The organism is Pokkaliibacter plantistimulans (assembly GCF_003194385.1).
In the GTDB taxonomy this organism is placed as follows: Bacteria; Pseudomonadota; Gammaproteobacteria; order Pseudomonadales; family Balneatricaceae; genus Pokkaliibacter; species Pokkaliibacter plantistimulans.
Window position 1 is genome coordinate 56,640 of the sequence record NZ_LAPT01000109.1, and the last position, 26,661, is coordinate 83,300.

Annotated in this window: 21 protein-coding genes, 4 tRNA genes and 1 pseudogene; 11 read left to right on the forward strand and 15 right to left on the reverse strand. The window is 52.6% G+C overall.

All coding sequences use genetic code 11. The features are described 5' to 3' along the window. Positions 1-50 precede the first annotated feature (50 nt). From WH50_RS20640 to WH50_RS20655, 4 genes are all read right to left on the reverse strand, one after another. Positions 51-560 (reverse strand): MgtC/SapB family protein, encoded by a 510-nt coding sequence (locus WH50_RS20640; RefSeq protein WP_243410201.1) that lies wholly within the window; start codon positions 558-560, stop codon positions 51-53. 257 nt (positions 561-817) lie between these two features. Beyond that, positions 818-1,939 (reverse strand): succinylglutamate desuccinylase/aspartoacylase family protein, encoded by a 1,122-nt coding sequence (locus WH50_RS20645; protein ID WP_110189144.1) that lies wholly within the window; start codon positions 1,937-1,939, stop codon positions 818-820. Positions 1,940-2,097: 158 nt separating this feature from the next. Then, positions 2,098-2,481: an ASCH domain-containing protein gene (locus WH50_RS20650; protein ID WP_110189145.1), complete on the reverse strand. Its 384-nt coding sequence runs from the start codon at positions 2,479-2,481 to the stop codon at positions 2,098-2,100. A 176-nt stretch (positions 2,482-2,657) separates the two neighbouring features. Beyond that, a complete protein-coding gene (locus WH50_RS20655) occupies positions 2,658-5,102 on the reverse strand; it encodes a DNA polymerase II (RefSeq protein WP_110189146.1) in 2,445 nt (814 codons plus the stop codon). 361 nt (positions 5,103-5,463) lie between these two features. Between WH50_RS20655 and WH50_RS20660 the strand changes: the two genes are divergently transcribed. The 5 genes from WH50_RS20660 (at position 5,464) to WH50_RS20680 (ending at position 9,776) form a co-directional block, all read left to right on the forward strand. Further along, complete coding sequence (locus WH50_RS20660) at positions 5,464-6,459, forward strand: response regulator (protein WP_110189147.1); 996 nt, start codon at positions 5,464-5,466, stop codon at positions 6,457-6,459. A gap of 5 nt (positions 6,460-6,464) precedes the next feature. Continuing rightward, positions 6,465-7,421 (forward strand): GGDEF domain-containing protein, encoded by a 957-nt coding sequence (locus WH50_RS20665; RefSeq protein ID WP_243410202.1) that lies wholly within the window; start codon positions 6,465-6,467, stop codon positions 7,419-7,421. Positions 7,422-7,519: 98 nt separating this feature from the next. Then, positions 7,520-8,182, forward strand: a complete 663-nt coding sequence (gene queC / locus WH50_RS20670; RefSeq protein WP_110189148.1) for a 7-cyano-7-deazaguanine synthase QueC — start codon at positions 7,520-7,522, stop codon at positions 8,180-8,182. Between the two features lie 95 nt (positions 8,183-8,277). Then, positions 8,278-8,925, forward strand: a complete 648-nt coding sequence (queE, locus tag WH50_RS20675; RefSeq protein ID WP_110189149.1) for a 7-carboxy-7-deazaguanine synthase — start codon at positions 8,278-8,280, stop codon at positions 8,923-8,925. Beyond that, the gene (locus tag WH50_RS20680) at positions 8,925-9,776 is read left to right on the forward strand and encodes a 6-carboxytetrahydropterin synthase (protein ID WP_110189150.1); all 852 of its coding nucleotides are present in this window, start codon (positions 8,925-8,927) and stop codon (positions 9,774-9,776) included. The genes queE and WH50_RS20680 overlap by 1 nt, the downstream gene beginning before the upstream one ends. A gap of 75 nt (positions 9,777-9,851) precedes the next feature. Here the strand turns inward: WH50_RS20680 and WH50_RS20685 are convergent, their stop codons facing one another. After that, the gene (locus WH50_RS20685; protein ID WP_110189151.1) at positions 9,852-10,349 is read right to left on the reverse strand and encodes a MarR family winged helix-turn-helix transcriptional regulator; all 498 of its coding nucleotides are present in this window, start codon (positions 10,347-10,349) and stop codon (positions 9,852-9,854) included. A 193-nt stretch (positions 10,350-10,542) separates the two neighbouring features. Here WH50_RS20685 and phhA point away from each other — a divergent pair, with 193 nt between their 5' ends. The 6 genes and pseudogenes from phhA (at position 10,543) to WH50_RS20715 (ending at position 17,561) form a co-directional block, all read left to right on the forward strand. Continuing rightward, complete coding sequence (gene phhA, locus WH50_RS20690; RefSeq protein WP_110189152.1) at positions 10,543-11,352, forward strand: phenylalanine 4-monooxygenase; 810 nt, start codon at positions 10,543-10,545, stop codon at positions 11,350-11,352. Positions 11,353-11,421: 69 nt separating this feature from the next. Further along, positions 11,422-12,024: a DNA-J related domain-containing protein gene (locus WH50_RS20695; RefSeq protein WP_110189153.1), complete on the forward strand. Its 603-nt coding sequence runs from the start codon at positions 11,422-11,424 to the stop codon at positions 12,022-12,024. A 136-nt stretch (positions 12,025-12,160) separates the two neighbouring features. Then, positions 12,161-14,518 carry a heavy metal translocating P-type ATPase gene (locus WH50_RS20700; protein WP_110189154.1) on the forward strand — a complete coding sequence of 786 codons (2,358 nt, stop codon included), beginning with the start codon at positions 12,161-12,163 and terminating at the stop codon, positions 14,516-14,518. Between the two features lie 79 nt (positions 14,519-14,597). After that, on the forward strand, positions 14,598-15,002 hold the full coding sequence (cueR, locus tag WH50_RS20705; RefSeq protein WP_110189155.1) for a Cu(I)-responsive transcriptional regulator: 405 nt from the start codon (positions 14,598-14,600) through the stop codon (positions 15,000-15,002). Between the two features lie 44 nt (positions 15,003-15,046). Continuing rightward, positions 15,047-16,123 (forward strand): tRNA epoxyqueuosine(34) reductase QueG, encoded by a 1,077-nt coding sequence (gene queG / locus WH50_RS20710; RefSeq protein ID WP_110189156.1) that lies wholly within the window; start codon positions 15,047-15,049, stop codon positions 16,121-16,123. A 174-nt stretch (positions 16,124-16,297) separates the two neighbouring features. After that, a pseudogene (locus tag WH50_RS20715) lies at positions 16,298-17,561 on the forward strand (IS4 family transposase). Positions 17,562-17,636: 75 nt separating this feature from the next. Here the strand turns inward: WH50_RS20715 and WH50_RS20720 are convergent. The 10 genes from WH50_RS20720 to WH50_RS20765 all read right to left on the reverse strand — a co-directional run bounded on the left by WH50_RS20720 (position 17,637) and on the right by WH50_RS20765 (position 26,622). Continuing rightward, positions 17,637-19,499, reverse strand: coding sequence for a SurA N-terminal domain-containing protein (locus tag WH50_RS20720; RefSeq protein WP_110189157.1), 1,863 nt, complete (start codon positions 19,497-19,499; stop codon positions 17,637-17,639). A gap of 69 nt (positions 19,500-19,568) precedes the next feature. Beyond that, a tRNA-Asp gene (locus tag WH50_RS20725) sits at positions 19,569-19,645 on the reverse strand. A gap of 43 nt (positions 19,646-19,688) precedes the next feature. Then, positions 19,689-19,964 carry an HU family DNA-binding protein gene (locus tag WH50_RS20730; protein WP_104157060.1) on the reverse strand — a complete coding sequence of 92 codons (276 nt, stop codon included), beginning with the start codon at positions 19,962-19,964 and terminating at the stop codon, positions 19,689-19,691. A 125-nt stretch (positions 19,965-20,089) separates the two neighbouring features. Next, complete coding sequence (lon, locus tag WH50_RS20735) at positions 20,090-22,534, reverse strand: endopeptidase La (RefSeq protein ID WP_110189158.1); 2,445 nt, start codon at positions 22,532-22,534, stop codon at positions 20,090-20,092. A gap of 134 nt (positions 22,535-22,668) precedes the next feature. Next, complete coding sequence (gene clpX, locus WH50_RS20740; RefSeq protein WP_104157062.1) at positions 22,669-23,952, reverse strand: ATP-dependent Clp protease ATP-binding subunit ClpX; 1,284 nt, start codon at positions 23,950-23,952, stop codon at positions 22,669-22,671. 84 nt (positions 23,953-24,036) lie between these two features. Further along, the gene (clpP, locus tag WH50_RS20745) at positions 24,037-24,672 is read right to left on the reverse strand and encodes an ATP-dependent Clp endopeptidase proteolytic subunit ClpP (RefSeq protein WP_104157063.1); all 636 of its coding nucleotides are present in this window, start codon (positions 24,670-24,672) and stop codon (positions 24,037-24,039) included. A 111-nt stretch (positions 24,673-24,783) separates the two neighbouring features. Beyond that, a complete protein-coding gene (gene tig, locus WH50_RS20750; RefSeq protein WP_110189159.1) occupies positions 24,784-26,106 on the reverse strand; it encodes a trigger factor in 1,323 nt (440 codons plus the stop codon). 218 nt (positions 26,107-26,324) lie between these two features. Next, a tRNA-His gene (locus tag WH50_RS20755) sits at positions 26,325-26,400 on the reverse strand. A 37-nt stretch (positions 26,401-26,437) separates the two neighbouring features. Next, positions 26,438-26,513 (reverse strand) — tRNA-His (locus tag WH50_RS20760). A gap of 33 nt (positions 26,514-26,546) precedes the next feature. Continuing rightward, positions 26,547-26,622 (reverse strand) — tRNA-His (locus tag WH50_RS20765). Positions 26,623-26,661 lie beyond the last annotated feature (39 nt).

Here is a 26,661-nt window from a genome sequence, read left to right on the forward strand (position 1 = left end):
ATCAGTCTAACAGGATGTTGCCACTCAGGCGTTGGCCGTCATCCAGCCGCTCAGGACTGCTGCTCGTCATCACGAATGTCTGCATTTTGCGGAACGCTGTGCACATGCACCCCTTTGCGCAGGCTCTTGAGGCGACGCTCAAAACCGTCGATACCGACCAGAATGATGACCGTCAGGACAGCGAGCTTGATACCGAGGCCATGATCATGCAGCCCGATGGTGACACCGATACCCGCCAGCACCCAGATCACCGAGGCCGACGTCACCCCATGCAGAATACCTTCCTTGTTCATGATGACCCCGGCACCGATAAAACCGATACCCGTGATCACCTGCCCTACCACGCGGCTGGGATCGCCCGCACCGTTGACCAGACCATTGGAAACCGCAACAAACAGGTAGGAACCGAGACAGATCAGCATGCTGGTGCGAATCCCCGCAGGCTTGCCCTGCAACTGGCGCTCCAGACCGATAATGCCGCCCGCCAGGCAGGCGCTCAGCACACCCTTCCAGTCAAGAGGAGAAATATCCAGCAACGTGGACCATATTGAAGCCATCATCAACCTGCTTAGTAGGGCATGGAACTCTGGTTATAAGAACGTATTCACGCTCTGGGCCATCCGGCAGTGCTCTGCCTGCCAACCGGAGCAAATAGTACCGGCCCTGAGGAGTCAGCTGAACCCCTTGCACAGCTCATTTCCTGTCCTTAGAAACAATAACGGGGATGTGGTAACACACCCCCGTTATTTCCCCTTCGGTCGCCCGTGCGGCCGCTTTTTCAGGTGGGGTCGTTGACGACGCCCCCACCCGTCCCTGATCAGCGCGCGGACAACAGATAGCCCGAACGCACCACCTTGTCACCTGAGACAAAGGTCAGCTCCATGTCTGAATGAGCGAAGCGAATCCGGTTACGCGCATAGAACAACCCATCCACGCCTGAAACCAGTGTGTGCTTGTCGTTGGTCAGCGGATCAATCAGTGATACCAGTGCATCCCCCTCCCTGACCATCTCTCCCGGCTCACGATGGTATTCGACTATCCCGGAAATGGGCGCTCGAATAACATCCGTGGCGGCCAGATCTTTGACTTCCCGGGGTAGTTCGGGGCGCACGGGCAGGCTGCCTGTATCGACAGCCCCCTGAGCACGCAAATAAGTGAAAATCCGCTCGGCATCATCGGTTGCCAGCTCGGTGCTGACGTCTTTCTGGCCACGGTACTCCACCGTGCTGGCAAAGCAGGCCATCGGGATGGCCGCATCCGGGAACGCCTCACGCAAGGCGGCCCAGGGGCCGGAGGCTGATTCGTCAAAAGGCTGGCCGTTACTGGCGGGGGCATGCATGGTGACTGCGCTACCCAGATAGCGCGCCAGCTCCGCGCCTTCTTCCTGCTGATCACTGTGGATGTAGAGGTGTAGGATCGCTTCGGAATCACAATGCAAATCCAGCATGATATCGGCGTCGCAAGCCAGGGTCTGCAAGGTGAGTCGCATGCTGTCCAGCTCGTTGACCGCCTTCTCTTTCGCCATCACGCTGCGCATGGCAGCACGGATTTTCGCTACGTTGCTGTCGGCATCCGCGCCCAGCTTCCCTTCCAGCAGCGGCGTCACCATGGCAGCCAGATCACGGTAATTCCGGTTGAAATTCTGACCATTGCCAAACTCGAAGCGGCCGTGAAACTGCATGGCCAGCGTCTGGTTGAGACCGATGGGGTTGGCAAACGGCACGACCACGATTTCACCACGAATCTGCCCGGCGTCTTCAGCGGCCTGCAGCAGAGGACGCAAATAGTGCAGCACCAGCATGCCGGGGTTTTCATCTGCGTGCAGACCCGCCTGAATGTATACCTTGGGGCCTGGCTTGCCATTACTGTAGTGCAGGCTGGTCAGGCTACGGCTGGTGCCGACCGTGGCAGACTTGAGAGGGTGGTGCTGGGTTTGCATAAAAACTCCTGAAATGTACTACCAGTACTCATTACAGAGCATGTGCTTACGTGCCCGTCGGCTGATCTGTCAGCGAGACGGCACCGGTACGAATTGACGAACGCAGGGAAACGGCAAGGACGAACCAGATAACCTGAAATAAACCAGCCAAAGAGCAGTCAGTCACCGATGACTTCCACCAGATCAAAATGCATGGCCATAAAGACATAGTCGTCATCCAGCAGCTCATCAGGCCAGCCATGACGCATGACCGCCTGCAGGTGTTCGGCGTCACAGCAACCTTCTGCTTGCCAGAGCTTTTCCGGGATGGCAGCAAAAGCTGCCTGATAAATGTCGGTCACGCGGATACGTCCGCGCAGGCGTTGCTGTGCATCCTGCACCATGGCCTCTTCCCCCACGATGAAATGGCGTGGATCGATGGTGCCGGGACGCTGGCTGTGCAGACGTGACACAATCGCCCGTTTTTTACCTTCCAGCACGCGCTCCAGCAAGGTGTTATCCCCAGTGGAATAGCTCCAGAACTGAATCACCTTGAGAGGCATAACCGAACAGGCTCCTGTTAATGGAATGGAAACATAGCATATAGCACAGCCTCGCCCCAGACGCGAAACTACGCCAGTGCGACCTAAACTAGCGAATATTGTATGCAATCCCAGCTGCGCTTCAGACCTCACTGCTGCTGACCATGCCCGCAGAGACAGACTGCATCCTCCGATGTTCAGTCTTGTGTTTTGTCCAGGTCGTAGAACAGGTCAGCCTGCGGCGCCAGACTCTTGTCATAGCCGTCGTTAACAAAGGTCAGAATGGAGTCAACAACAGGTTTGAGTTGTCGTTCGATATAGAGCTCATAGTCGAGCGGTGCCGTCGTCAGACCAAGAGCTTCAGGACCATGCAAGGTCAGCACGTATTCGACACTGCTGCCACGCTCATAGCGCTCAGGCAGTCCTTGCTGCCGACGATGCTCACGCATCTTGCGCGCCGCCTGCACATGGGGAGGGACGTTTTTTTGATAGGCATCCAGCGGACGTCGCAGGCGTTTGCGGTAAACCAGCTCGGCGTCGCATCGACCGCCCAGCAGGTCATCCACCTGCTGACGCAGCCAGTTACGATAGGGCTGATTGAGGAACACCCGCTCATACAGTTCGCGCTGAATACGCCGGGCAAAGGGTGTCCAGTCGGAGCGGACCGACTCCAGTCCCTTGAACACCAATTTATGTTCGCTGCCCTTGCTGACCAGACCGGCGTACCGCTTTTTGCTGCCCTCCTGCGAACCACGAATAGTCGGCATCAGAAAACGGCGGTAATGGACTTCAAACTGAATTTCGAGGTGGCTGGCCAGATTGAACTCCGTCAGTAACCGGTCTCGCCACCAGTCATTGATGGCAGCAGCCAGCTCCCGCCCCCGGGCACACGCCTGCTCTTCGCTGTGATGACCATGTAAATGCACAAACAGTGAATCGGTATCGCCATAGATCACTTCATAGCCCTGCCGCTGAAACCAGGCCTGACTATCCTGCAGTATCTGATGACCACGCAGCGTGATCGAGCCGGACAGTCGCCGATCAAAAAAGCGACACAATGGCGAACCCAGCACACCATAGAAAGCATTCATGATGATTTTGATGGCCGTTGCCAGCGGAATATTGCCATCACGTTTTGCCTGATCCCGCGCCTGCCAGCATTCCGCCACCAGTGCGGGCAGGATAGGCTCCTGCCGCCAGAAACTCGCCTGATTGAAGCCATCCACCCGCTCACTGTCTGGATGTGCGCCGGATAACCCTTCTACCAGAGCATAGGGATCAATCAGGAAAGTACGAATGATGCTGGGGTACAGACTTTTGAAGTCCAGCACCAGCACATGATCGTACAGCCCGGGCCGGGAATTCATGACAAAGCCACCGGGACTGTCCACCGTCGCATCGCCAGAGGCATAAACCGGTGCGACATATCCCTTGCGATGCAATCGCGGTAAATACAGGTAGTCAAAGGCGGCAGCTGAGCCCCCTACCCGGTCCAGCGACAACCCCGTCAGATCAGCACGGGCAATCAGGTAGGGCATCAGTTTGGCATGATCAAAGATGTCGCTGACCAGCCGACAGTCTTCCAGGTTATACGCGGCCAGCGCCCAGGGATCGTGGCGAAACAAACGGGTAATTTCTTCGCCACGCTGATCAGGATCTTCAATCAGTTTCTCCCGCCCAAGTAACTCTCGGGCGACTTCATTGAGCGCAAAGCTTTCAAACTGCCAGGTAGCCCCCCTTAAGGTATCGATGCCATCCAGTACTACCCGCCCCGGCCAGTCGACAAAGTAATGATTGGTGGTACGGGACTCGCGCAGATGCACTTCCTGCATTCCCCGCCCCCAGCGCAGCGGGATACGCTCCTGCTCACAGGCTCGTGCGAGCACCTTGAGATCAAACCCAACAACACTCCAGCCGATAATGGCATCAGGGTCCCAACGCTGAAAATAGTCCTGCATGGCTTCCAGCATGGCTCTGCTGGAGTCAAACCATTCGATCTGCAACCCAGGATCAACGTTCACCGGTCTGGGTGTTTCCTCCCGTTGCATCAGCACGACGCTACGGTCGGCCATTTGCAGTGCAATGGAATAGATGTGCCTGGCATCCATGGTAGTTTCGATATCCAGTGACAACAGCCGCAGCTCAGGTTGCACATCCGCCTTACGTGCATGCTGGCTAATCAGGCACAACGAGCCATCCGCATTCCGGCGCCAGCTCCCGCGCACTTCGATGCCAGCACGAATACCCCGCTCCATCAAAAAGCGTTCTTGCGGTCGAACATCTTCTTCCATCAATGGGATATGAGCGGCCTGAAGTTTCTCCCGACAGCGGTAGAAACCGGTGAGACTGCGGCAGTACAGACCTAGTACAGGCTGCTGCGAAAAATCGGTCAGCGGCAGAGGCTGCAGACGCCACCCCTCCTGATCAACAAGAGCCTGTTGAGCCTCTGCCGCACTGGCCGCCGGGAGAAAGCAGATCACCTCCTGCTCGGGCACTTCCCAATAGATGGCGCCTTCTGCCGTCCATAGCCAGTACCCCAGACACAGGCTGCCAGCCATATCGTAGCCATGGCGACTCAGCACATACCCGCGAATTTGTATGGGCGCCTCGACATCGGTGGCGATTACCTGATTTGTTGCCATGACTTCTCATTGCGATGCAGTCGTAAACACTGCAGTTAAACAATTCGCGCTCTGGATGGCACTGCTGATGGCCGGAATCGATAGGAAACACGAAGGTTGCCGCCAATCTATCACAGGAAAATTGTTCCTCCGTATATATTGTTGATAGACAAGCCATTGTTGACCATGCTGTAGAACATCGACTGCCATAATTGGATAAATCCCGTACACTGTTTGTCAAAGCCATGTAACATTTTGACGCACCTGAGAATATGCTCTGAGGATCATCAGATTTTCTGCCATGATCCTGCGTACCCCGATTGTAAGGGATACGCCAATACCCCGCAGGATGTGCAATTGAGCCCAGGGTTTAGGAGAGGCTATGACCTATTCTGTTCTGATATGTGATGACTCGGGTCTGGCTCGCAAACAGATGGCCAGAGCCTTGCCGGAAAGTTGGGCAACCACACTGGACTTCGCCACCAACGGTGCAGAAGCGGTCGCCTGGTTACGCAGCAATCCTGTCGATGTGATGTTCCTTGATCTGACCATGCCGGAAATGGACGGGTATCAGGTTTTGGAATGGCTGCAGCAGGAAGGGCTCGAGGTCAAGGTCATCGTCGTCTCCGGTGATATTCAGCCGGAAGCCCACCAGAGGGTCATGAACCTTGGTGCCCTGGAGTTTCTGCAAAAACCCGTGGCTCCGGAAAAGGTACTGGAAACCATCGAGCGTTTTGCTCTGCGCCCTGACACCCCCGCCAGCCAGAATACAGTGACTGCCGAGTTTGAGGTTGACCTGCAGGACTGCTACCGCGAGGTGGTCAACGTCGCCATGGGGCAGGCAGCTGACCGACTGGCGCGATTACTGGGGGTGTTTGTCCGGCTGCCCGTACCCAAGGTCAACTTTATCGAGCCCACCGAAATCCAGATGGCTCTTGAAGCGGTGTCGGACCATCAGAGTCTGTCGGCAGTCTGCCAGGGCTTCATTGGCTCAGGCATATCCGGTGAGGCGATGCTGCTTTTTGCAGACTCTGATTTCAGTGATATTGGCCAGTTGATGAACTTCCCCCTGCCATTGTCCGAACATGACCAGCTCGACCTGCTGATGGATGTGGCCAACATTCTGATCAGCGCCTGTATCAAGGGTATTGCCGAACAACTGGATATCGAGTTCAGCCAGGGGCATCCCGTGGTGTTAGGCCAGCACTGCAGCATTCGCGATCTGGTATCCACCCTCAATCAACGTCCGCAAAAACTGCTCGCCATCGAGATCAGCTATGATCTGGAAGATCAGCATATTACCTGCGACCTCCTGCTTCTGTTCACTCCGCAGTCCGTTCCGGCTCTCAACAGCCGAGTCAGCCTGATCATGGAATAACTGCTATGCCAGACCAACACGATAAAGAGTTCAACGAGTTCCATTGGATGGTGAACATGCTGCAGACCCTGGATGTCGGTCTGGTCGTCATTGACCGCCAGCAACAGGTGCAGTTGTGGAACGGTTTCATGGAAAATCACAGCGGTATGAAGCCTGATGTCGTCCGCGGTCGTCAGTTGGCAGAAATCTATCCGGAGATGCCTCACGACTGGCTGAATCGTCAGCTCAGCATGATCTTCACGCTGGGTAACAAGGCTTTCTCCACCTGGGAGCAACGCCCCTATATCTTCCCATTCCATACCTACCAGCCCATCACCGGGCAGGCAGATCTGATGTACCAGAACGTCACCATCATTCCCCTGCTGGGGCTGGATGGACGGGTCAATCACGCCTGTATGATGGTTTATGACATGACAGATGCGGCGGTCAACAAGCAGGGTCTGAAAGCAGCCAACGATGAGCTGGCCATGATCAGCCGCACAGACGCCCTCACCCGGCTGTTCAATCGTGGGCACTGGGAAAGCGAGCTGGAAAAGACCTATCGCCGCTACCAGCGCACAGGCGAGCCCCATTGTCTGGTGATGTTTGATATCGACCACTTTAAAAAGGTCAATGATGGCTTTGGCCATCCTGCAGGTGACGAGGTTATACGGCAAACCAGCCGGATATTGCGTGCCTGCTTGCGTGTTACCGATGTGGCGGGTCGCTATGGTGGTGAGGAGTTTGGTGTCATTCTGATCAACACGGACATTGCCGGTGCCAACTTCTTCGCTGAACGCCTGCGCAAGCAGATTGAAAAACATGCAGTGAACTATGAAGGGCAGTCCATCAGCTACACCATCAGCGTAGGCATTTGCCAGCTCAGCCAGACTATCCACTCCCACAAGGACTGGCTGGAGAAAGCCGATCAGGCGCTGTATCGCTCCAAACAGAATGGTCGCAATCAGGTTAGCCACTCCTGATCTGTGATCGTTTTTGGGTGCCTATCTGTCACTAGCAAGTGAGTGCCATTCGGGCTAAAAACCGACTATAATGCGCGGTTTTTAGCCGTGGGACGTCCATGAAAGATAAAGTCGTCGTTATTTACTCTGGAGGAATGGACTCCTTTACCGTGTTACACCGAGCCCTGCGTGATGGCTATGAGGTGTACCCGCTGTCGTTCAACTACGGCCAACGCCATGCCAGAGAATTACTGGTGGCAGAGGAAGTCTGTAATTCCCTGAGCCTGAGTCACAAAGTCGTCGATATCCGAGCCATCAATTCACTTCTGGCTGGTTCGTCTCTGACCGATGACATCGACATTCCTGAAGGTCATTACGCGGCGGACAACATGAAGTCCACTGTGGTTCCCAATCGCAACATGATCCTGCTGTCTCTGGCCATCGGCTATGCGGTCTCCATTGGTGCACGCAAAGTCATGTACGGTGCACACTCTGGCGACCACACTATTTATCCTGATTGCCGCCCTGAGTTCGTCGAGAAGATGAACGACGTGGCACAGATTGCCAATTTTGAATCCGTACAGGTTGTCAGCCCTTATCTGTACAAGAACAAGATCGACATTCTGGCCGATGGTCTGCGTATGGGTCTGGACTACAGCAAAACCTGGACCTGCTACAACGGCCGCGAATTGTCGTGTGGCAAATGTGGCTCCTGCCAGGAACGTCTGGAAGCCTTCCAACTTAATGGTGTCAAAGACCCGCTGGATTATGAACAAGCCTGAATTGCTCACGGCCTGGCCATCCCCTACGGCGGTTCTACTGCAACCTGGCAATGGCGCTGCTGATACATGCCGCGCCCATGCCATGAGGGCTGGTGATGGCAGGTAAAAAACGTTATCAGATCAAGGAAGCCTTCTACACCCTGCAAGGTGAAGGAGCTCACAGTGGGCGACCCGCCGTATTCTGTCGTTTCACAGGCTGCAACCTGTGGTCAGGCAAGGAAAAGCACCGGGCCACTGCTGTCTGCCAGTTTTGTGATACTGATTTTATCGGTACGGATGGTCAGAATGGGGGGCAATTCGACAGCGCTGACGCCCTTGCCCGTCATATACATGGACTCTGGCCCATCACTACTGAAGGCCAGAAGTATGTGGTCTGCACCGGTGGTGAGCCACTGCTGCAACTTGATCCCGAACTGATTGAAGCCTTCCATCAGCTGGGCTTTGAAATTGCTATCGAGTCCAACGGTACTCTGGCAGCACCGGCCGGCATTGACTGGATCTGCATCAGCCCCAAGGCCGATGCGGAACTTCAACAGCAGACTGGCCACGAACTAAAACTGGTCTATCCGCAGCTGCTGGCGATGCCGGAACGTTTCACCCATCTGGACTTCCAGCACTTTTACCTGCAGCCCATGGATGGCCCCGACCGGGAAGCCAACACCAGGGCTGCCATCGCATACTGCCTGGCACACCCACAATGGCGTCTCAGCTTGCAAACCCATAAGTATCTGGGTATCGACTAATGGCTTTAACCCTTTTTGTAGAAAACCTTACCGTTCTGGACTGCTCACTCCTGAGTGCCGATCAAGGCATTCAGGGGGAAAGCTGGCGCGTGGATATCGAGCTGGATGGCGAGCTGGATCAGCAAAGTATGCTGCTCGACTTCGGTGAGGTGAAAAAGCAGATCAAGCGTCATATCGATGAGACACTGGATCACACGTTGCTGCTGCCCGGCCGACTGCCAGGCTTGCTCATTGAAAAAGAGGCAGAGCAGACGCGAGTCGTGTTTGACCACTGTCGTTTTGGCTTTGAGAGCAGCGGGCCCGCCCAGGCTTACTCGTTGCTTGACTGCGAGGCGATTACTGCCGAGTCAGTTGCCTTGCATCTGCAACAGCTGATTCAGCCCTTGCTACCTGACAACCTGCAGCAGGTCCGTTTCACGCTGGTGAATGAACAGGTTGATGGCGTGATGTATCAATACAGCCACGGCCTCAAGAAACACGGTGGAAACTGTCAGCGGATCGTCCACGGCCACCGCTCCACGATTCGTATTTTCCGTAATGGTGAGCGTGATCGTCAGGCCGAAAGCGCATGGGCAACACGCTGGCAGAATATCTATCTGGGTACGGCGGAAGACGTGACTGGCCACACTGAGCATCAGATTGATTTTGCCTACAGCAGCAATCAGGGCCACTTTACCCTGCGCATGCCTGCCGCACGCTGCGAAATCCTTGATCGCGATACTACCGTAGAAGAGCTGGCACGGTATATCACCGAGCAGCTACACGATCAGCACCCCGACGCAGAGTGGCGAGTGCAGGCTTTCGAGGGCATCGGCAAAGGCGCTATCTACCGTATTCCTCCCCGCAGATAACACCGCACCAGAATGCTGGCTGACCATGAACGTGGCCACGCTAATCCGTCAGTCAGCATCACACGACTAACCCTGTCAGCCGTTGTTCAAACTCGTTTCGAGCACCCCCAGCAAACGATGCAATGCTGCCTTATCATCGTCTGACATTTCTACCAGCAGCGCTTGCTCCCAGGTACGCGCCTTGGGCACCAGCCGCCGATAAAGCTCCCAGCCCGCCTCACTGAGGGTTATCCGACTCTGGCGATGATCACCACGCTCACGCTCACGATCAACCAGCCCCTTGCTAACCAGACAGGCCATGGCGCGAGACACCTTAGCCTTGTCCATCCATGTTTGCTCACCAATAAACTTGGCCGAGAGCGGCTCACTGCTGACGCCAAGAGTTGCAAGAATGCGCCACTCAGGAATAGTCAAGTCAAACTCCTGCTCATACACGGCTGAGAGGGCCTGACTGATCCGCCCTGCCAGGGTATTGAGCCGATAAGGCAGAAAGTCTGCCAGCTGCAGAATATGACTGCCATCCGATGAAGCAGGCTGTACGAACAAATTACCGAGATGATCTTGATGAGACATAGGCCAAAGGTGCAGATATAGACAGTTAACGTAGGAACAAGCTTAGCGACAGACGACGCATCATGCCATTTACCAGCGCAATTGTCCGTACTCATGGCGCTTCCTTCATACGACCAGCTCTTTGCCTTGCAACCTTGGGCACTACCCCCAAAGAACAGAGCAAACAACCCGCTTTCATCGTGAGGACGTCATCATGGGCAAATCTTCACGTTACACCGCTCATACCGCTGACGCGGCAGGCCTGATTCACTACAGCGATACTGAGCACCACACCTGGCAGCATCTGATTCACCGTCAGGTGCCCTGCATTCAGGGCAAAGCCTGCAAAGAGTATCTGCATGGTCTGGCCACGCTGAACCTGCCTACTGATCGTATTCCTCAGTTAGCGGAGATCAACGTCGTTCTGCAAGACACAACAGGCTGGCGCGTTACCCCTGTCCCCGCGCTTATTTCTTTTGATCACTTTTTTCAGCTACTGGCGCATCGTGCGTTCCCCGTTGCTACCTTTATCCGTACCCCGGAAGACATGGACTACTTGCAGGAGCCGGATATTTTCCATGAAATTTTTGGCCACTGCCCTCTTCTGACCAATAAGGACTTCGCCGCCTTTACTCACACCTATGGTCGGCTGGGTTACCACGCCACCAAGGAGGAACGCGTTTATCTGGCAAGGCTTTACTGGTTCACCATTGAGTTTGGTTTGCTGAACTGGCAACCAACGTCAGCAACAGACCGGGCTTATCGTGTGTATGGCGGCGGTATACTCTCATCCATTGGCGAGACCGAATACGCCTGGTCCAGCCGCCCCAGCATCGTGCCATTTGATCTGCTCACGGTGTTACGCACCCCTTATCGCATTGATATCATGCAGCCCAGGTACTTTCTGCTGGATAGCTTTGAAACCTTGCTGGAGCTCAGCCAGCTGGACCTCTTGCACTGGGTCCGTCAGGCACAGCAGCTAGGCCTGCTCCCAGCGTTGTTTGAAACACCGGTATCCGCCTGAAAAACCACAGCCAGTGCCAGTCGCTACAACAGGTTTGCATTGCCTGCATGACCATGACAGTCTGTGCCGATGAATCCAGCACTCGTCGAAACCATCTGCCATTTAATCAGACAGGAACTCGCCCCCTATCCTGCGGGGCTCAGCGAGTACGCCTTGATCAAAGCGCTGCGCAAGCACCATCTAGACTTACCACTATCCCCCGAGCTCTCTCTGTTTCGTAGCCACTTTTTGCTGTTTCACTGCCTCTATCATTTACGTGAGCAATTACTGAGCGAGCGAAGTGGTCTTCTGGACATTCATACCCTGTGTATTTGTTTTACTCCCTGGCAGCCAGGACATGAAGGCCTTGCCAAAAGCGATCCACTGCAGGCGTACTACATGGACTGGCAGCAGTTTGCCAGCACCGATCAGCAGGAAGTCCATGCGCTGCTGGACAGCTTCTGGAAACGCTATCACCTCACGGACAGTGGCCACCTGCAAGCGGCGCTGTGCGCCCTGGAACTACCTCCGGAAGCGATGGTGGACGGCAGTAACCATCAACTGATCCGACGGCAATATCAGCGACTAGCCATGCAGCATCACCCTGATCGCGGCGGTGATGAATGCCGCTTCAAGGAAATACAGTCAGCCTGGGACTACCTCAGACCCTTTTTGGGCACGCAACGCGATTAGCATTTTTCAGACGCAAACCTTCTCTTTACCTTGCCATTACTGGAAGGTTTAGACTCAATCCATCCTGCTGTTTTCCACCTCACTCCAAGCAAGAGTGAATACTGGATTCAGTACCTTACAGGACTGGAGGTCTGTCATGTCAGCTCATCTGACCATTGATATAGAAGGCATGCGCTGCGCAGGCTGCGCTAACAAAGTCGCACGTACACTGAGTAACCTCGATGGAGTGTCACATGCCGACGTCAATTTCGCTCTCAACCGTGCCACCATTGAACCTGCGTCAGCCGACATCAGGGAGCGTAGCCTGGAAGCCATCAAACAGCTCGGCTATAAATGCAAAACGACGGTTATCTCTGTGCACATTGAGGGCATGCACTGTGCCAGCTGCGTTACCAAGGTGGAGCAAGCGCTTAATACACTGCCGGATGTGGTGTCAGCCAGCGTCAATCTGGCCACGGGCAAAGCACGTATCGAAGCATTAGAGAGCAATCAGGAATTACAGCATCAGATTGAACTCATCATTGAGTCTCTGGGTTACCATGCTCGGCCAGAGATGGCCAGTCAGGGCAATTCAGCCGAAAACCACTCTGTCTTATCTTCCTCATCCTGGATGCTGGTTGGAGCAGCACTGCTTTGTGTTCCATTACTACTACCTATGACAGGTGTTATTCAGCCATTACCCGGATGGGCACAATTTATCCTTGCCCTGCCGATACAACTGAGCCTTGGGTATCGCTTCTATCGTGGGAGTTATCACGCTCTCAAATCCCATTACGCCAATATGGATGTGCTGGTAGCGCTCGGCACCTCAGCCGCTTTCTTCTACAGCGTAGCGCTCATGCTGACGGGTCATGGTGGCCATCATCTCTACTTTGAGTCGGCTGCAGTCTTACTGACACTGATCAGCTTTGGCAAATGGATGGAAGAAAGAGCGAAGCGCAAAACGGCTTTCGCTCTGGATGCGTTGCTGTCCCTGACGCCTGATGTTGCACGACGCTGGCAAGATGGCCGCTGGCAGGAAATCTCTCTGGCCAGCCTAAGGTTAGGCGACAGGATTCTCGTCAAACCTGGTGAGCGAGTGCCCGTGGATGGCCGTATCCTGTCTGGACAAAGTGAACTTGATGAGTCGTTGCTGACCGGTGAAAGTCTGCCCGTCAGCCGTCAACCTGGCGATAACGTTATCGCAGGCAGCATCAATGGTTCGTCCACACTGGAGATCGACGCCACCGCGACGGGCAGCGACACAACCCTTGCCAGGATCATTCAGCTAGTAGAAGAAGCTCAATCAGGCAAGGCCCCCGTACAGCAGCTTGTTGACAGAATCAGCAGCATCTTTGTACCCGTTGTACTGGGGATTGCAGCCCTGACCTTGCTGGGCTGGCTGGTGGCTGGTGGCAGTTTCAGCGAAGCCCTGATGGCAGCAGTGTCCGTGCTGGTTATCGCCTGCCCCTGCGCACTGGGTCTTGCTACCCCTACAGCACTTTTAACGGGGACAGGTATAGCTGCTCGTCATGGGATTCTGATACGTGATTTACAGGTACTGGAGTCTGCCCGCCATATTGATACGGTGTTTTTCGATAAAACAGGCACGCTGACTGTAGGCAAGCCAATGGTCAGCCATTGGTATCAGCGTCAGACAGCGCCGGAACAGCTAGCCTCGATTGTACTTGGTGTACAGCAAGGCAGTGAGCACCCTTTGGCTAAAGCTTATACAGACTATGCACACAACCTGGGAATTCAGGCGGCTGAAACAGATGCTATTACAGCTATTGCAGGTAAAGGTATCAAGGCAAGCTACCAGCAACAGCCAGTACTGATCGGCACCGCCACGCTTATGCAAGAGTATGGTATTTCAATACCTGATGATGATGCGCAACTGCTGGCACTGCAGCAGACAAATGGCAGTCTGGTACACGTCGCCATCAACAATGAATGGTTTGCTGCCTACACACTGTCTGATCAGCCACGTGAAACATCTGCCAGTGCAGTCGAGTTGCTACACCAACGCAATATCGCCAGTTATATGCTGACTGGTGATCGTCAGGAAAGCGCCGTAACACTGGCCGAGGAACTCAAACTCGATGGCTTCCATGCAGGGCTCTTACCAGCACAGAAGGTCAAACACATCGCTGAGCATCAAAAGCAGCACCCTACCCTGATGGTCGGTGATGGTATTAACGATGCCCCCGCTTTAGCTCAGGCAGACTTGAGCATTGCCATGGGTAGCGGTACGGATGTTGCGAAGGAGACGGCAAGCATTACCCTATTACACGCTGATCCACGTCTTGTCCCCGCCGCCCTAGATATCTGCAGAAGAACCCGTAGCAAGATAACGCAGAATCTGTTCTGGGCGTTTATCTTCAATAGTCTGGGGATTCCTCTGGCAGCCTGTGGCTACCTCAGTCCTGCTCTGGCAGGTGGGGCCATGGCATTGAGTAGTCTGATCGTTCTGGGTAATGCTCTACTGCTGCGGCGCTGGCGCCCGGGCTGGTAGCAGCCTGACCAGAATCACGCCATCACAGCCCGATGCTGCGATGGCAAACTTACCTCGATGACATACTGCAGGTGATAAGGTGAAGATAAGCGATCTGTCCAAACGCACTGGACTATCTACCAAAACTATCCGCTACTACGAAAGCATCGGTCTGCTACAGCAAGCCAAACGCGCTGACAATGGCTACCGACACTATGGCGAGCAGGACGTACATACGTTGCAATTTGTACTTCGCGCCAAGGACCTTGGCTTCTCACTCGAAGAATGCGCAGAACTGCTCAAGCTCTACGAAGATCCTCATCGTGCAAGTGCAGAAGTTAAGCAATTAGCCCAAGCGCGCATCCTCGAACTGGACAGACAAATTCAGAACCTTCAAGCCATGCGAGATGCACTGGGAGAACTGATCCGGCACTGCCATGGTGATGGCAATCCGCAGTGCGCCATTATTGACTCACTCGATGCGACCGAGAGTGGCCGGCACTGATTCTGTTATACTGCATCCCCCCTAATTCTAGATCCACCAAAGCAGTGACTACCCTTTCCACCCAACAACTTGTCGATCTGACTGAAAAAATCCGCCTGTGGGCACGTGATCTGGGCTTCCAAGACATGGGCATCAGCAGTCTGGACCTAGGCGACCATCCGGAACACATGCGCCAGTGGGTTGAGAAAGGCCTGCACGGTGAAATGAGTTACCTGGAAAACAATCAGGAGTTACGTCGTAATCCTGCACTCCTGCATGAAGGAACTCTCAGCATTATTTCCGTGCGGATGGATTATCTGCCTCCCGAAACCCAAGCACTCAAAATACTCAACTCACCTGCCAAAGCCTATGTATCCAGGTATGCCTTGGGGCGTGACTACCATAAAGTGATACGCAAACGCCTGACACAATTGGCAAAGCAGATTGAGCAGGACGTCAGTGCACTTGGCTACCGGGCTTTTGTTGATAGCGCCCCCGTAATGGAAAAGCCCATCGCAGAGCAAGCAGGCTTGGGGTGGATGGGGAAGAACAGCCTCATCATGAATCGCAAGGCAGGCTCATGGTTCTTTCTCGGAGAGCTGTTTACCAATCTGCCACTCATTAGCACAGCACAACCTGTTAAAGAGCACTGTGGGCGTTGTTCCGCCTGCATGGATCTTTGTCCGACAAATGCCTTTATCGGCCCGAAACAACTCGACGCCCGACGCTGTATCTCTTACCTCACCATAGAGTACCGAGGCAGTATCCCGACAGAACTGAGGCCACTCATGGGTAACCGCATCTATGGCTGTGACGACTGCCAGCTGGTTTGCCCGTGGAACCGATTTGCCAGCAGCACACCCGAGCAGGACTTCCATCCCAGGCATAGCCTCGACAGCGCAGATCTGCTTACCTTGTTTGAATGGGATGAAGCCACTTTCCTTACCAATACGGAAGGCTCACCCATAAGACGCACAGGCTACGAAGGGTGGCAACGCAATATTGCTATCGCTCTGGGTAACGCACCGTTCAGCACATCCATACTGGGCGCATTACAAAGTCGCCTCACGAGCTGCTCCACACTGGTAGGAGAGCATATCGAATGGGCTATATCGCAACAACTGTGCAAAGCAGAGGCATAGCCTGTCCGCATAGCCCGGGCCAACGCTGTCTGTCAAAGACTGAGAAATTTTATAGCAGCTAAATGATTGCAATAAGAAACGCCCACAAGGGGTAATGCCGATCAGTTAAGCGCTTTAATTTGCTGATCTGAAGATAGAAAATCCGGAATCCACCAACATGGGTCCCGGTTTTACATGCACTTCAGTCAGGCAGTGGATGCTCTCTCCCACGATTCTCCCGATCAGCGCGCCTCACTCTCCGATGTGCTCTCCCCTGAATTGATCGAACAGTGTCTGCACGAGAGTGGAACCGTTACGTTGCGCAAGCGTCGCTTACCATTGGAGATGATGGTCTGGAGTGTCGTCGGCATGGCCTTGTTTTGCCATCAGCCAATGAGCCAGATCGTCAACCAGCTCAACATCATGTTGCCCGGCGATCGACCCTTTGTGGCGTGAAGAGACGGTGAAAAAGGTCTTCGAACAGACACAGGCGCTCTAGCACCGGCATACGCTGCATCCGCACTGGTGCGGACTAACTAGCGCTGCTGGGCGTTGACGGCGTGGTCTGGCGCACGCCAGACACCCATGAGAATGCCATTGCCTTTGCACGTACCCGCAATCAGGAAAGTGAAGCGCCCTATCCTCAGGTGCGCATGGTCTGCCAGATGGCGCTGACCAGCCACCTGCTCACCTCAGCCACTTTGGATAGTGTCGAGCGCAGTGAGTTAAAGCTGGCGGGCGAACTGATTGAGCACACTCCTGATCATTCTCTGACCCTGTTCGACCGCGGCTTTTATACCCTGCACCTGCTGCATGCCTGGCAATCCCGAGGAGAGGAGCGGCACTGGCTGATCCCCCTGTGCAAGGGGGCACGTTATGAGATGATCCGCCGCTTCAGTCACCGCAGTTGCCTGGTGTCACTACCGGTCTCGCCACCCGCCCGGAAAAAGTGGCCTGAGGCCCCGAAATATCTGATCGCTGGCCTGGTCAGTAGCGAAGCCAATGGTCAGGTGCGCCAGGTGCTGACATCAATGATCGATCCCCTGCGTTATCCCTCCTACGACATCGTTGACCTGTATGCACATCGCTGGGAGATCGAGCTGGGTTACCGGAAAATGAAGCAGTACATGCTGACTGACCCTGAGAGGCAAAAAGCCAAACATGATTTGGCAGGAATCATAGGGCACGCTGCTGGCGTAAAACCTGCTGCGCTTCCAGATGGCGCGTATGGCCTACAGTCTGGAGGGAATACACCCCTGCCAGATCAGCTTCAACCAGGCGGCCGGCTGGGATGATCATCAAGGAACTGACGTTCTTACCGGCGGTGTCGCCGGGTATGGTTCCTTCGGTTATCAAAGCTCTGACCGACATGGCGCCCGCCTTTGTCCTGCCACTGAGGCGTGAGCGAGCCTATCCGCGAGAGGTAAAGCGGCACCCTTATCGCTATGCCATTAAATAACGAAAATGCCAGTCAGTTGGCTTAACTGACTGGCATTATTACCCACAAGGGGCATTTTTTGTTTCAGAGACAGACTTAATGGCGCTCGATGACAGCCGAAGTTCTCAGCTTTTCGAGGAAAGCCTGGAACAACTGAGAGCCTTCCTGACCGGCGAGATAGCTGGCCAGACCCTGGCGCTGCTCATCCGATACCTTCTGTTCTCCAGCATGCACTTTAGCAAGATCAACTAACCATACATCGCCACTCATCAGAGTGATGGGCTCAATGCTTGGCTTGCCTTCCTCTGGTTTAGGCATAGCAAAAATGCTACGTACCAAAAAGGGATCTTCCTGTGCATTGCGAGTCAGATTTTCTTTCTGCTGCCATGTAGACATAGCATCAGGCTGCTTGACTACTTCCGCCTTCAAAGACTCTGCTGCTTTTACAGCCAGATCATGTGCCTGCTGGCGCTTTACCGCCTCAGTAACACGATCTTTGACTTCATCAAGAGCCAGCTGACGCGACTCCTTGTGATCGGTTACCCGAATAACGACAACATGATCTTTACCAACTTCGATAGGATCGCTATTTGCACCATCATTGATGAAGTCTGGATCAAACGCTTTAGCCAGTACCTTCTCGTTTGCTACGACGCCTTCAGCTGTATTGCGACTGAATAAGGGAACTTGCTTAACTTCCACTCCCAGCGTTTTGGCGGGCGCCTCAAGATCCGATGAAGTGAATACCAGATCTGCCATCTGCTCGGCCTTCTCCAAGAACAGTTGTTCAGCCTTACTGTCTTTCTGTTGCTTGACCAGCGAAGCTTTCATGTCATCAAAAGAAGGAGGCGTTTTGTCCTGTACAGAGACGAGCTTAACGATATGGTATCCATAATCGCTCCGCACTGGCTCAGATACCTGCCCAACCTGCAACGCCTCTAGTGCTTGATCCAGTGAGTCACCCAAGGTTCCTGGCTCCAGGAAACCAAGGTTCCCGCCGTCATTCGCACTTCCGGAGTCATCAGAATACGTTTTGGCCAACGCAGAAAAATCTTCTCCTGACTTAAGTTTAGCTTCCACTTCATCAGCACGAGCTTTAGCTGCAACGTCATCGCGCTTATCGTTCACAGCGATGAGGATATGCGCAACTTCACGAGCTTTCTGGGCTTTGAGCTTTTCAACAGCTGCATCGTAGTCGGTCTTAAGTGCAGCCTCATCGACTTTAACCTGATCAACAAAGGTATCCTTGCTCAGTTCAATGTAGTTGACTGCCACCTGCTCAGGTGCAACATACGTTTTGAGATGAGTATCATAGTAGGACTTCAAGTCTGCATCTGAAGGGGTAGCCTTATCGAGGTAATCAGCAACCTTGAACTCACTATATCGGATGTCACGCTGCTGACGATCGAGCGCCATAAGCTGATCAAACTCAGACGGCAGCATAAAGGATGAGCCCACAATAGCGTCACGCAATTGGCCAATCAGCAGCTGCTTCTGAAGTAGTTGTCGGTACATCAATGGAGTCATACCATTGTTGCTCAGCACTTGCTGGTATCGCTCCTGACTAAACTTCCCGTTGTCCTGAAAGTCCGGTGTCTGCACGATCATTTGATCGACCATCATATCGGGAACAGTCAGGTGACGTTTGGCAGCCTCCTGCAATAGAAGCTTTTCATCAATCAAGCGATCCAGTGCTTGCGACTTGAGCCGATTCTCTTCCAGCATGGCCGGGTCAACATTTCCTCCGAGCTGGTTATAAATCTGTCTACGCTGCAGCTCAACCATCTGACTCAGATCCTGCTGCTTGATATCATCACCGTTCACGGTGGCAGGAGCTGGCTCACGATTGGCTAAAGATATCAGTGACTCAACACCGAAAAGAGCAAAGGTTAAAACAATAAATCCAATAACTATCTTGGTAATCCAACCAGTAGATTTATCGCGTATGTTTTGCAGCATGGGGCCCCCACTCTGCCTACGTTAACTGCTAAAAAAAAAGCGCATTCCTGAGAATACGCTTTTTACATTTGGCGGAACGGACGGGGCTCGAACCCGCGACCTCCGGCGTGACAGGCCGGCATTCTAACCAACTGAACTACCGCTCCTCGAGTAGCTCTACACGCGTGTGAGCAGAGCTACCAGCTTCAATCAACCATTGACCGCGTCTTTCAGCGCCTTACCAGGCTTGAAGTTGGGTACTTTAGCTGCAGAAATCTCAATTGGAGCACCAGTCTGTGGGTTGCGTCCAGTACGAGCTGCACGTTCTTTAACACCAAAAGTACCGAAACCAACCAGTGCGACGGTGTCACCTTTGCTCAGAGCGTCAGTTACAGCGTCGATCATTGCATCCAGTGCACGACCTGCTGCAGCTTTAGGAATGTCAGCAGAGGCAGCAATTGCATCGATCAGTTCAGATTTATTCACGTTAATCCCCTTCGAAGTTTCGTTGGTATTCTTCTATATTTGGTACGTCTGAAACAGGCAGGTCCCTTTTATACCAAGGCCGCTAAACTAGTGTCAAGCTAGTAATGACGCGGCCTCTAGCCATTTCAGTGAGTGCTTGGACGTGTTCCTGAGTCAACCTCTGGCTCAGATTCTTTAGAAGTCGAAGCATGCTCAGTCGTTTCCTTAACCTCCTCAGCAAGGGGTTGAGGCTGGTACTGAAGAGCAATAGCCAAAACTTCATCAATCCACTTAACCGGGCAAATTTGCAGCTCTGCTTTGATATTTTCAGGAATTTCCTTCAAATCTCTGCGGTTCTCTTCAGGAATGATCACCGTGTGGATTCCACCCCGGTGAGCAGCTAAGAGCTTCTCTTTCAAGCCACCTATAGGCAGAACCTGCCCACGCAAGGTAATTTCGCCCGTCATCGCCACATCCGCACGAATAGGAATGCCGGTCAGCGTTGATACCATCGCCGTACACATAGCAATACCTGCACTAGGACCATCCTTAGGTGTAGCACCTTCAGGAACGTGAACATGCATGTCCTGCTTCTCATGAAAGTCACTAGCAATGCCAAGAGCTTTAGATCGTGAACGCACAACAGTAATGGCGGCCTGGATTGACTCCTGCATGACATCGCCGAGAGACCCTGTTTTAACGACGCGACCTTTACCAGGCACAACCGTACACTCGATACGCAGGATATCGCCACCAACAGAAGTCCAGGCCAATCCGTTTACCTGACCGACCTGATCGTTGTCTTCTGCACGACCATAAGAGTATTTACGTACGCCATTGTACTCTTCCAGCAGGTCTGAACTGATCACCAGCACTCCGGCATCGAGTTTCTTCAGCAATCTGGCTTTGACTACCTTTCGGCACAGCTTGGCCAACTCACGCTCCAATCCCCGAACACCAGCCTCGCGTGTGTAGTAACGAATCAAGTCACGTACGGCCTCTTCGGTTACTTCCAGCTCTTTTGGCTTGAGACCGTTATTGGTCATCTGTTTGGGTATCAGGTATCGCTGAGCGATATTGACCTTCTCATCTTCGGTGTAACCGGGGATTCGAATGATTTCCATACGATCAAGCAGAGGTGCAGGAATATTCATACTATTGGAGGTACAAATAAACATTACGTCCGAGAGATCGAAATCTACTTCCAGATAGTGGTCATTGAAAGAGTTGTTTTGCTCTGGGTCTAAAACCTCAAGCAAGGCAGAAGCAGGGTCACCACGATGATCCATGCCCATCTTGTCGATTTCATCAAGCAAGAACAGTGGATTCTTCACTCCAACCTTGGAGATCTTCTGCACGAGCTTACCAGGCATTGAACCGATATAGGTCCGGCGGTGACCACGAATCTCAGCTTCATCTCGCACGCCACCCAAGGCCATACGAACGAACTTCCGATTAGTCGCCCGTGCAATAGACTGACCCAATGAGGTCTTACCGACACCGGGTGGTCCAACCAAGCAAAGAACAGGACCTTTAAGCTTCTTAACGCGCTGCTGAACAGCTAAATATTCAAGAATGCGCTCTTTAACTTCGTCCAGCCCGTAGTGATCTTCGTTGAGGATGGTCTCCGCCAACGCCAGATCATGCCGCACCTTGCTACGCTTACTCCAGGGCACCCCAAGCATCCAATCCAGATAGCTTCGAACTACGGTTGCCTCAGCGGACATAGGCGACATCATTTTCAGCTTGCCCAGCTCAGACATAGCCTTAGCCTGGGCATCTTTGGGCATGCCAGAGCTTTCAATACGAGACTTGAGATCTTCGATCTCATTTCCACCATTTTCATCAAGATCGCCCAGTTCTTTCTGAATAGCCTTCATTTGCTCATTCAGATAGTACTCACGCTGACTCTTTTCCATCTGTTTCTTGACGCGACCGCGGATACGTCGTTCGACCTGAATCAGGTCATTTTCCGCTTCCATATGCGCGATGAGCTGCTCTACACGCTCAACGATATCCACCAACTCGAGCACTTTCTGCTTGTCGGCCAGCTTCAGGTTCATATGTGCAGAAATGGTATCCGCGAGACGACCTGGCTCTTCGATATTGGCAAGCGATGACACAACCTCTGCCGGTACTTTCTTACTAGCCTGAACATACTGCTCAAATTGTGACATGAGGGCACGACTAAGGACTTGCGCCTCAGCCTCTCTCACATCCTGCTCAGGAAGCGACTGCACTTCCGCCTGATAGCAACCATCAATCAGATCTACAGATTTGATCTGTGCACGATATTCGCCCTCTACCAGAACTTTCACCGTACCATCCGGAAGCTTGAGCAACTGCAATATACTGGCAACAGTCCCTACAGCGAAAAGATCTTCCCAAACAGGATCCTCATCTGCGGCATCACGCTGCGCGACAAGCAGGATTTCCTTCTGCTCTTCCATTGCTCGCTCAAGTGCTGCAATAGACTTGTCTCTACCTACGAAAAGGGGAATAACCATATGCGGGAACACAACAACATCCCGCAAAGGTAACAGTGGCACGGTGACATTGGTCACATCATGCTTGGATGTTTGTTGCTCCATAGACACCTCAAGGTAGCGGAAGCGAATAATCGCTTCCTTTCATGGCTTACAGGCATAGGTGGGGATTGATACAAGGGAATGCAACAACACTGACATAAAAAGGACAACATGACTGTGCCCTTTTTCCACCTTGATCAACGCTCAGGTAATGCGCGCTTCTCTTCTGTATTTTCGTAGATCATCAGAGGCTCTGACTCACCCTCAATTACAGAGGCATCAATAACTACCTTGCTGACACCTTCCAAAGAAGGCAAATCGAACATCGTGCCAAGCAGAACATTCTCCATAATGGTTCTCAAGCCTCGAGCCCCCGTCTTTCTCTCCATTGCACGTTTCGCAATTGCACGCAGAGAATCCTCACGAAACTCGAGCTCAACGCTCTCCATACTGAAAAGCTTCTGATATTGCTTAGTCAACGCGTTTTTTGGCTCTACCAGAATTTCGATCAGCGCCTCTTCATCCAACTCCGTCAGAGTCGCCACCATGGGTAAGCGCCCCACAAACTCGGGAATCAGGCCATATCGAACCAAATCCTCCGCCTCAACTTCCATCAAGGTATCGGAAACAGACTTGGAGTTCTCCTTTGACTTAACTGTCGCAGAAAAACCGATGCTACTTTTCTCACTGCGATCACTGATGATTTTTTCAAGTCCAGCAAATGCACCTCCACAAATAAACAGGATATTTGAGGTATCAACCTGCAAGAACTCCTGCTGTGGATGCTTGCGCCCACCTTGAGGCGGCACCGATGCTACAGACCCCTCAATCAGCTTCAACAGCGCCTGCTGAACCCCCTCACCTGAGACATCTCGGGTGATGGAAGGGTTATCAGATTTTCGAGAAATTTTGTCGATTTCATCGATGTAGACAATACCCATCTGGGCTTTCTCTACATCATAGTCACACTTCTGTAACAATTTTTGGATGATATTCTCTACATCCTCACCGACATAACCGGCTTCAGTTAACGTTGTAGCATCCGCAATCGTGAAAGGGACATTGAGCAAACGAGCGAGTGTCTGCGCAAGTAACGTTTTACCGCTACCAGTAGGACCAATCATCAGGATGTTGCTTTTACCAAGCTCAACATCTGAAGATTTGTCACTCATACGCAGTCGCTTGTAATGGTTGTACACCGCCACTGCCAGCACACGTTTAGCCAGATCTTGTCCTATGACGTACTCATCCAAGGTCTGCTTGATTTCTTGGGGAGTGGGCAGTTGATCACCGTGGTGAGCATCTTTCCCCTGGTCTTGAATCTCTTCGCGGATTATGTCATTGCAGAGGTCGACGCACTCATCGCAGATATATACTGAAGGTCCTGCAATAAGCTTACGAACCTCATGCTGGCTCTTACCGCAGAAAGAGCAATAGAGCAACTTTCCATCGTCGCCTTTTTTGCGTGTATCGTCGGCCATTCGACTTCCCCGTTAAACTTTCTTCTGCAGACAAGATGAGGCCAGCGTCAGCAATTTTCAACTCCGGCCTTCACACAAACTGCCTCAGACACTGCGCCGAGTCAGGACGGAATCAATCAGTCCATACTCAGCCGCTGTAGGTGCATCCATAAAATTATCACGATCAGTATCACGGGCAATAGTTTCTATATCCTTGCCACTGTGATGAGCCAAGATACGATTCAATTTCTCACGCATCGTTAATATTTCGCGAGTATGAATCTCAATATCAGTAGCCTGCCCCTGGTATCCACCTAAAGGCTGGTGAATCATGACGCGAGCATGAGGCAACGCATAACGCTTACCCGCCGCACCACCCGCCAGAAGCAACGCCCCCATACTTGCAGCCTGCCCAATACACAGCGTACTCACGTCAGGCTTAATGAACTGCATGGTATCGTAAATGGCCATTCCCGCAGTTACCACTCCGCCGGGGGAGTTGATGTAGAGATGAATGTCTTTATCGGGATTCTCTGATTCAAGGAACAACAGTTGAGCAACAACCAAGTTAGCCATGTGATCTTCAACCGGACCAACCAGAAAGATTACGCGCTCTTTCAGCAGTCGCGAATATATATCATATGCGCGCTCACCTCTTGCACTCTGCTCCACAACCATCGGCACCAAAGATGACGAGGGAGCTACCCCCTGACCAGCTGCTTGAGCAAGGAACGGATTCATATTGCCAGCTTCTCCCTACTGAATCTCTAGATAGAAAAAAAACGACAGCCATTACAAACATTGTTGTAACAACTATCGTTTTTTAAGTACAGCCAATACTAATTAAAAGTCTTAGGCATCAGCATTTTTGCTAGCAGCAGGCTTGATGGCCTCCTCGTAGCTAACGTTTACCTCATTAACCTTGGCCGCAGCAAGCAAAGTTTCGACAGCGACATCTTCAACAATGACTGCTTCGATCTGACGACGTTGCTGCTTGTCATTAAGGAAGTAGGCTTTAACTTCTTCTGGCTGCTGATATGCAGCAGACATTTCCTCAACAAATGCACCAACACGAGCTTCATCAGCTTTGATTTCGTTTACGCGAATGACTTCAGCCAACAGCAAACCGTTACGCACGCGCTGTTCAGCCTGATCTTTGAACAGCTCAGCAGGCAGCATATTGAGATCAAACTTCGCAACATCACCACCAAACTGCTGCACTGCCTGACGACGCAAAGTATCAACTTCATCACTAATCAGGGCAGCTGGGATAGCAATAGGATTCAAACGGCAAAGGGCATCAAGAACCAGAGTTTTGGTTTTGTTACGCAGAGCGTTCTTCAGCTCGCGCTCCATGTTCTTGCGGATTTCAGCGCGGAAGCCTTCTTCAGACTGCTCTTCAACACCAAACTTACTGAAAAACTCAGCATTAAGCTCGGGCAGAACAGGCTCCGCGACAGCAGTCACTTTCACCTTGAATACAGCAGGCTTCCCCTTCAGATTTTCTGCATGATACTCTTCAGGGAAGGCCACATTTAACTCAACATCATCACCAGCCTTTGCACCCAGCAAGCCAGATTCAAAGCCAGGAATCATGGTGTTTGAACCAAGAACTAGCTCATAACCCTCAGCCTTGCCACCATCAAAGGCTTCGCCATCAACAAAGCCTTCAAAGTCCATAGTCACACGATCACCGTCTTCGGCCGCACGCTCTACATCATTCCAAGATGCCTGCTGCTTGCGCAGAGTTTCGATCATGGTGTCAACGTCAGCATCTGCAACTTCAGCGCTCTGCTTCTCAATTTCGGCCGCAGAGAAATCAGCCAGTGCGATTTCTGGAAAGACTTCAAAGGTAGCTACAAACTCGAAATCCTGACCTTCAACATCAGACTTCGGCTCGATAGATGGCGTGCCTGCGGGATTCAGTTTTTCCTGAGTTACGGCCTCATAAAAACTGGTACGAATAATATCACTAAGAACATCCTGACGAATGCCTTTGCCATAACGCTGTTTGACAATTTTCGATGGAACTTTGCCCTTACGAAAACCATCAATGCGTACGTTTTTGGCTGCATCTTTCAGCTGCTTTTCAACATCAGCTTCGATACGGGCAGCTGGGATAGTAATAGTCAGGCGACGTTCCAGAGTAGAAGTCGCTTCAATTGAAACTTGCATTAATCTGCCTCACACAACTTAGCGCCAACTAAATTTTCGCTATGGCTTGTGCGCCAAGAGCAATTCTTTAACTGCCTATAATTTTCCAGCGAGCAGCCAAAGACTGAAATTTGGCGGCAAACGCTAACAAAACAAAGCGCACATTCTCAATAAAGGCCAGCGCAGAGTCAAGCGCTCAATGAAACCCAAAAACAAAAAATGTTTTTAAATCAGGGAATTGGGGTGGATGATGGGGCTTGAACCCACGACCGCCGGAATCACAATCCGGAGCTCTGCCAACTGAGCTACATCCACCATAGACATCTGAAGAATTCAGAAAGAGAAGAGATAATGGGGTGGGCGATGGGGCTTGAACCCACGACCGCCGGAATCACAATCCGGAGCTCTGCCAACTGAGCTACGCCCACCATATCAAACCAAAGTAACACATGCTTAAGAATTGGGGTGGACGATGGGGCTTGAACCCACGACCGCCGGAATCACAATCCGGAGCTCTGCCAACTGAGCTACGCCCACCACTACTTCTTAACTGGCGCGCCTGGCAGGACTCGAACC

Coding starts and splice junctions, on each gene's coding strand:
- tig (WP_110189159.1), bottom strand. CDS start 26,106: ATGCAAGTTTCAATTGAAGCGACTTCTACTCTGGAACGTCGCCTGACT.
- WH50_RS20660 (WP_110189147.1), top strand. CDS start 5,464: ATGACCTATTCTGTTCTGATATGTGATGACTCGGGTCTGGCTCGCAAA.
- WH50_RS20700 (WP_110189154.1), top strand. CDS start 12,161: ATGTCAGCTCATCTGACCATTGATATAGAAGGCATGCGCTGCGCAGGC.
- queE (WP_110189149.1), top strand. CDS start 8,278: ATGGCAGGTAAAAAACGTTATCAGATCAAGGAAGCCTTCTACACCCTG.
- WH50_RS20680 (WP_110189150.1), top strand. CDS start 8,925: ATGGCTTTAACCCTTTTTGTAGAAAACCTTACCGTTCTGGACTGCTCA.
- lon (WP_110189158.1), bottom strand. CDS start 22,534: ATGGAGCAACAAACATCCAAGCATGATGTGACCAATGTCACCGTGCCA.
- WH50_RS20650 (WP_110189145.1), bottom strand. CDS start 2,481: ATGCCTCTCAAGGTGATTCAGTTCTGGAGCTATTCCACTGGGGATAAC.
- WH50_RS20665 (WP_243410202.1), top strand. CDS start 6,465: ATGCCAGACCAACACGATAAAGAGTTCAACGAGTTCCATTGGATGGTG.
- WH50_RS20645 (WP_110189144.1), bottom strand. CDS start 1,939: ATGCAAACCCAGCACCACCCTCTCAAGTCTGCCACGGTCGGCACCAGC.
- WH50_RS20655 (WP_110189146.1), bottom strand. CDS start 5,102: ATGGCAACAAATCAGGTAATCGCCACCGATGTCGAGGCGCCCATACAA.
- WH50_RS20640 (WP_243410201.1), bottom strand. CDS start 560: ATGATGGCTTCAATATGGTCCACGTTGCTGGATATTTCTCCTCTTGAC.
- clpP (WP_104157063.1), bottom strand. CDS start 24,672: ATGAATCCGTTCCTTGCTCAAGCAGCTGGTCAGGGGGTAGCTCCCTCG.
- queC (WP_110189148.1), top strand. CDS start 7,520: ATGAAAGATAAAGTCGTCGTTATTTACTCTGGAGGAATGGACTCCTTT.
- clpX (WP_104157062.1), bottom strand. CDS start 23,952: ATGGCCGACGATACACGCAAAAAAGGCGACGATGGAAAGTTGCTCTAT.
- phhA (WP_110189152.1), top strand. CDS start 10,543: ATGGGCAAATCTTCACGTTACACCGCTCATACCGCTGACGCGGCAGGC.
- WH50_RS20695 (WP_110189153.1), top strand. CDS start 11,422: ATGAATCCAGCACTCGTCGAAACCATCTGCCATTTAATCAGACAGGAA.
- WH50_RS20685 (WP_110189151.1), bottom strand. CDS start 10,349: ATGTCTCATCAAGATCATCTCGGTAATTTGTTCGTACAGCCTGCTTCA.
- WH50_RS20720 (WP_110189157.1), bottom strand. CDS start 19,499: ATGCTGCAAAACATACGCGATAAATCTACTGGTTGGATTACCAAGATA.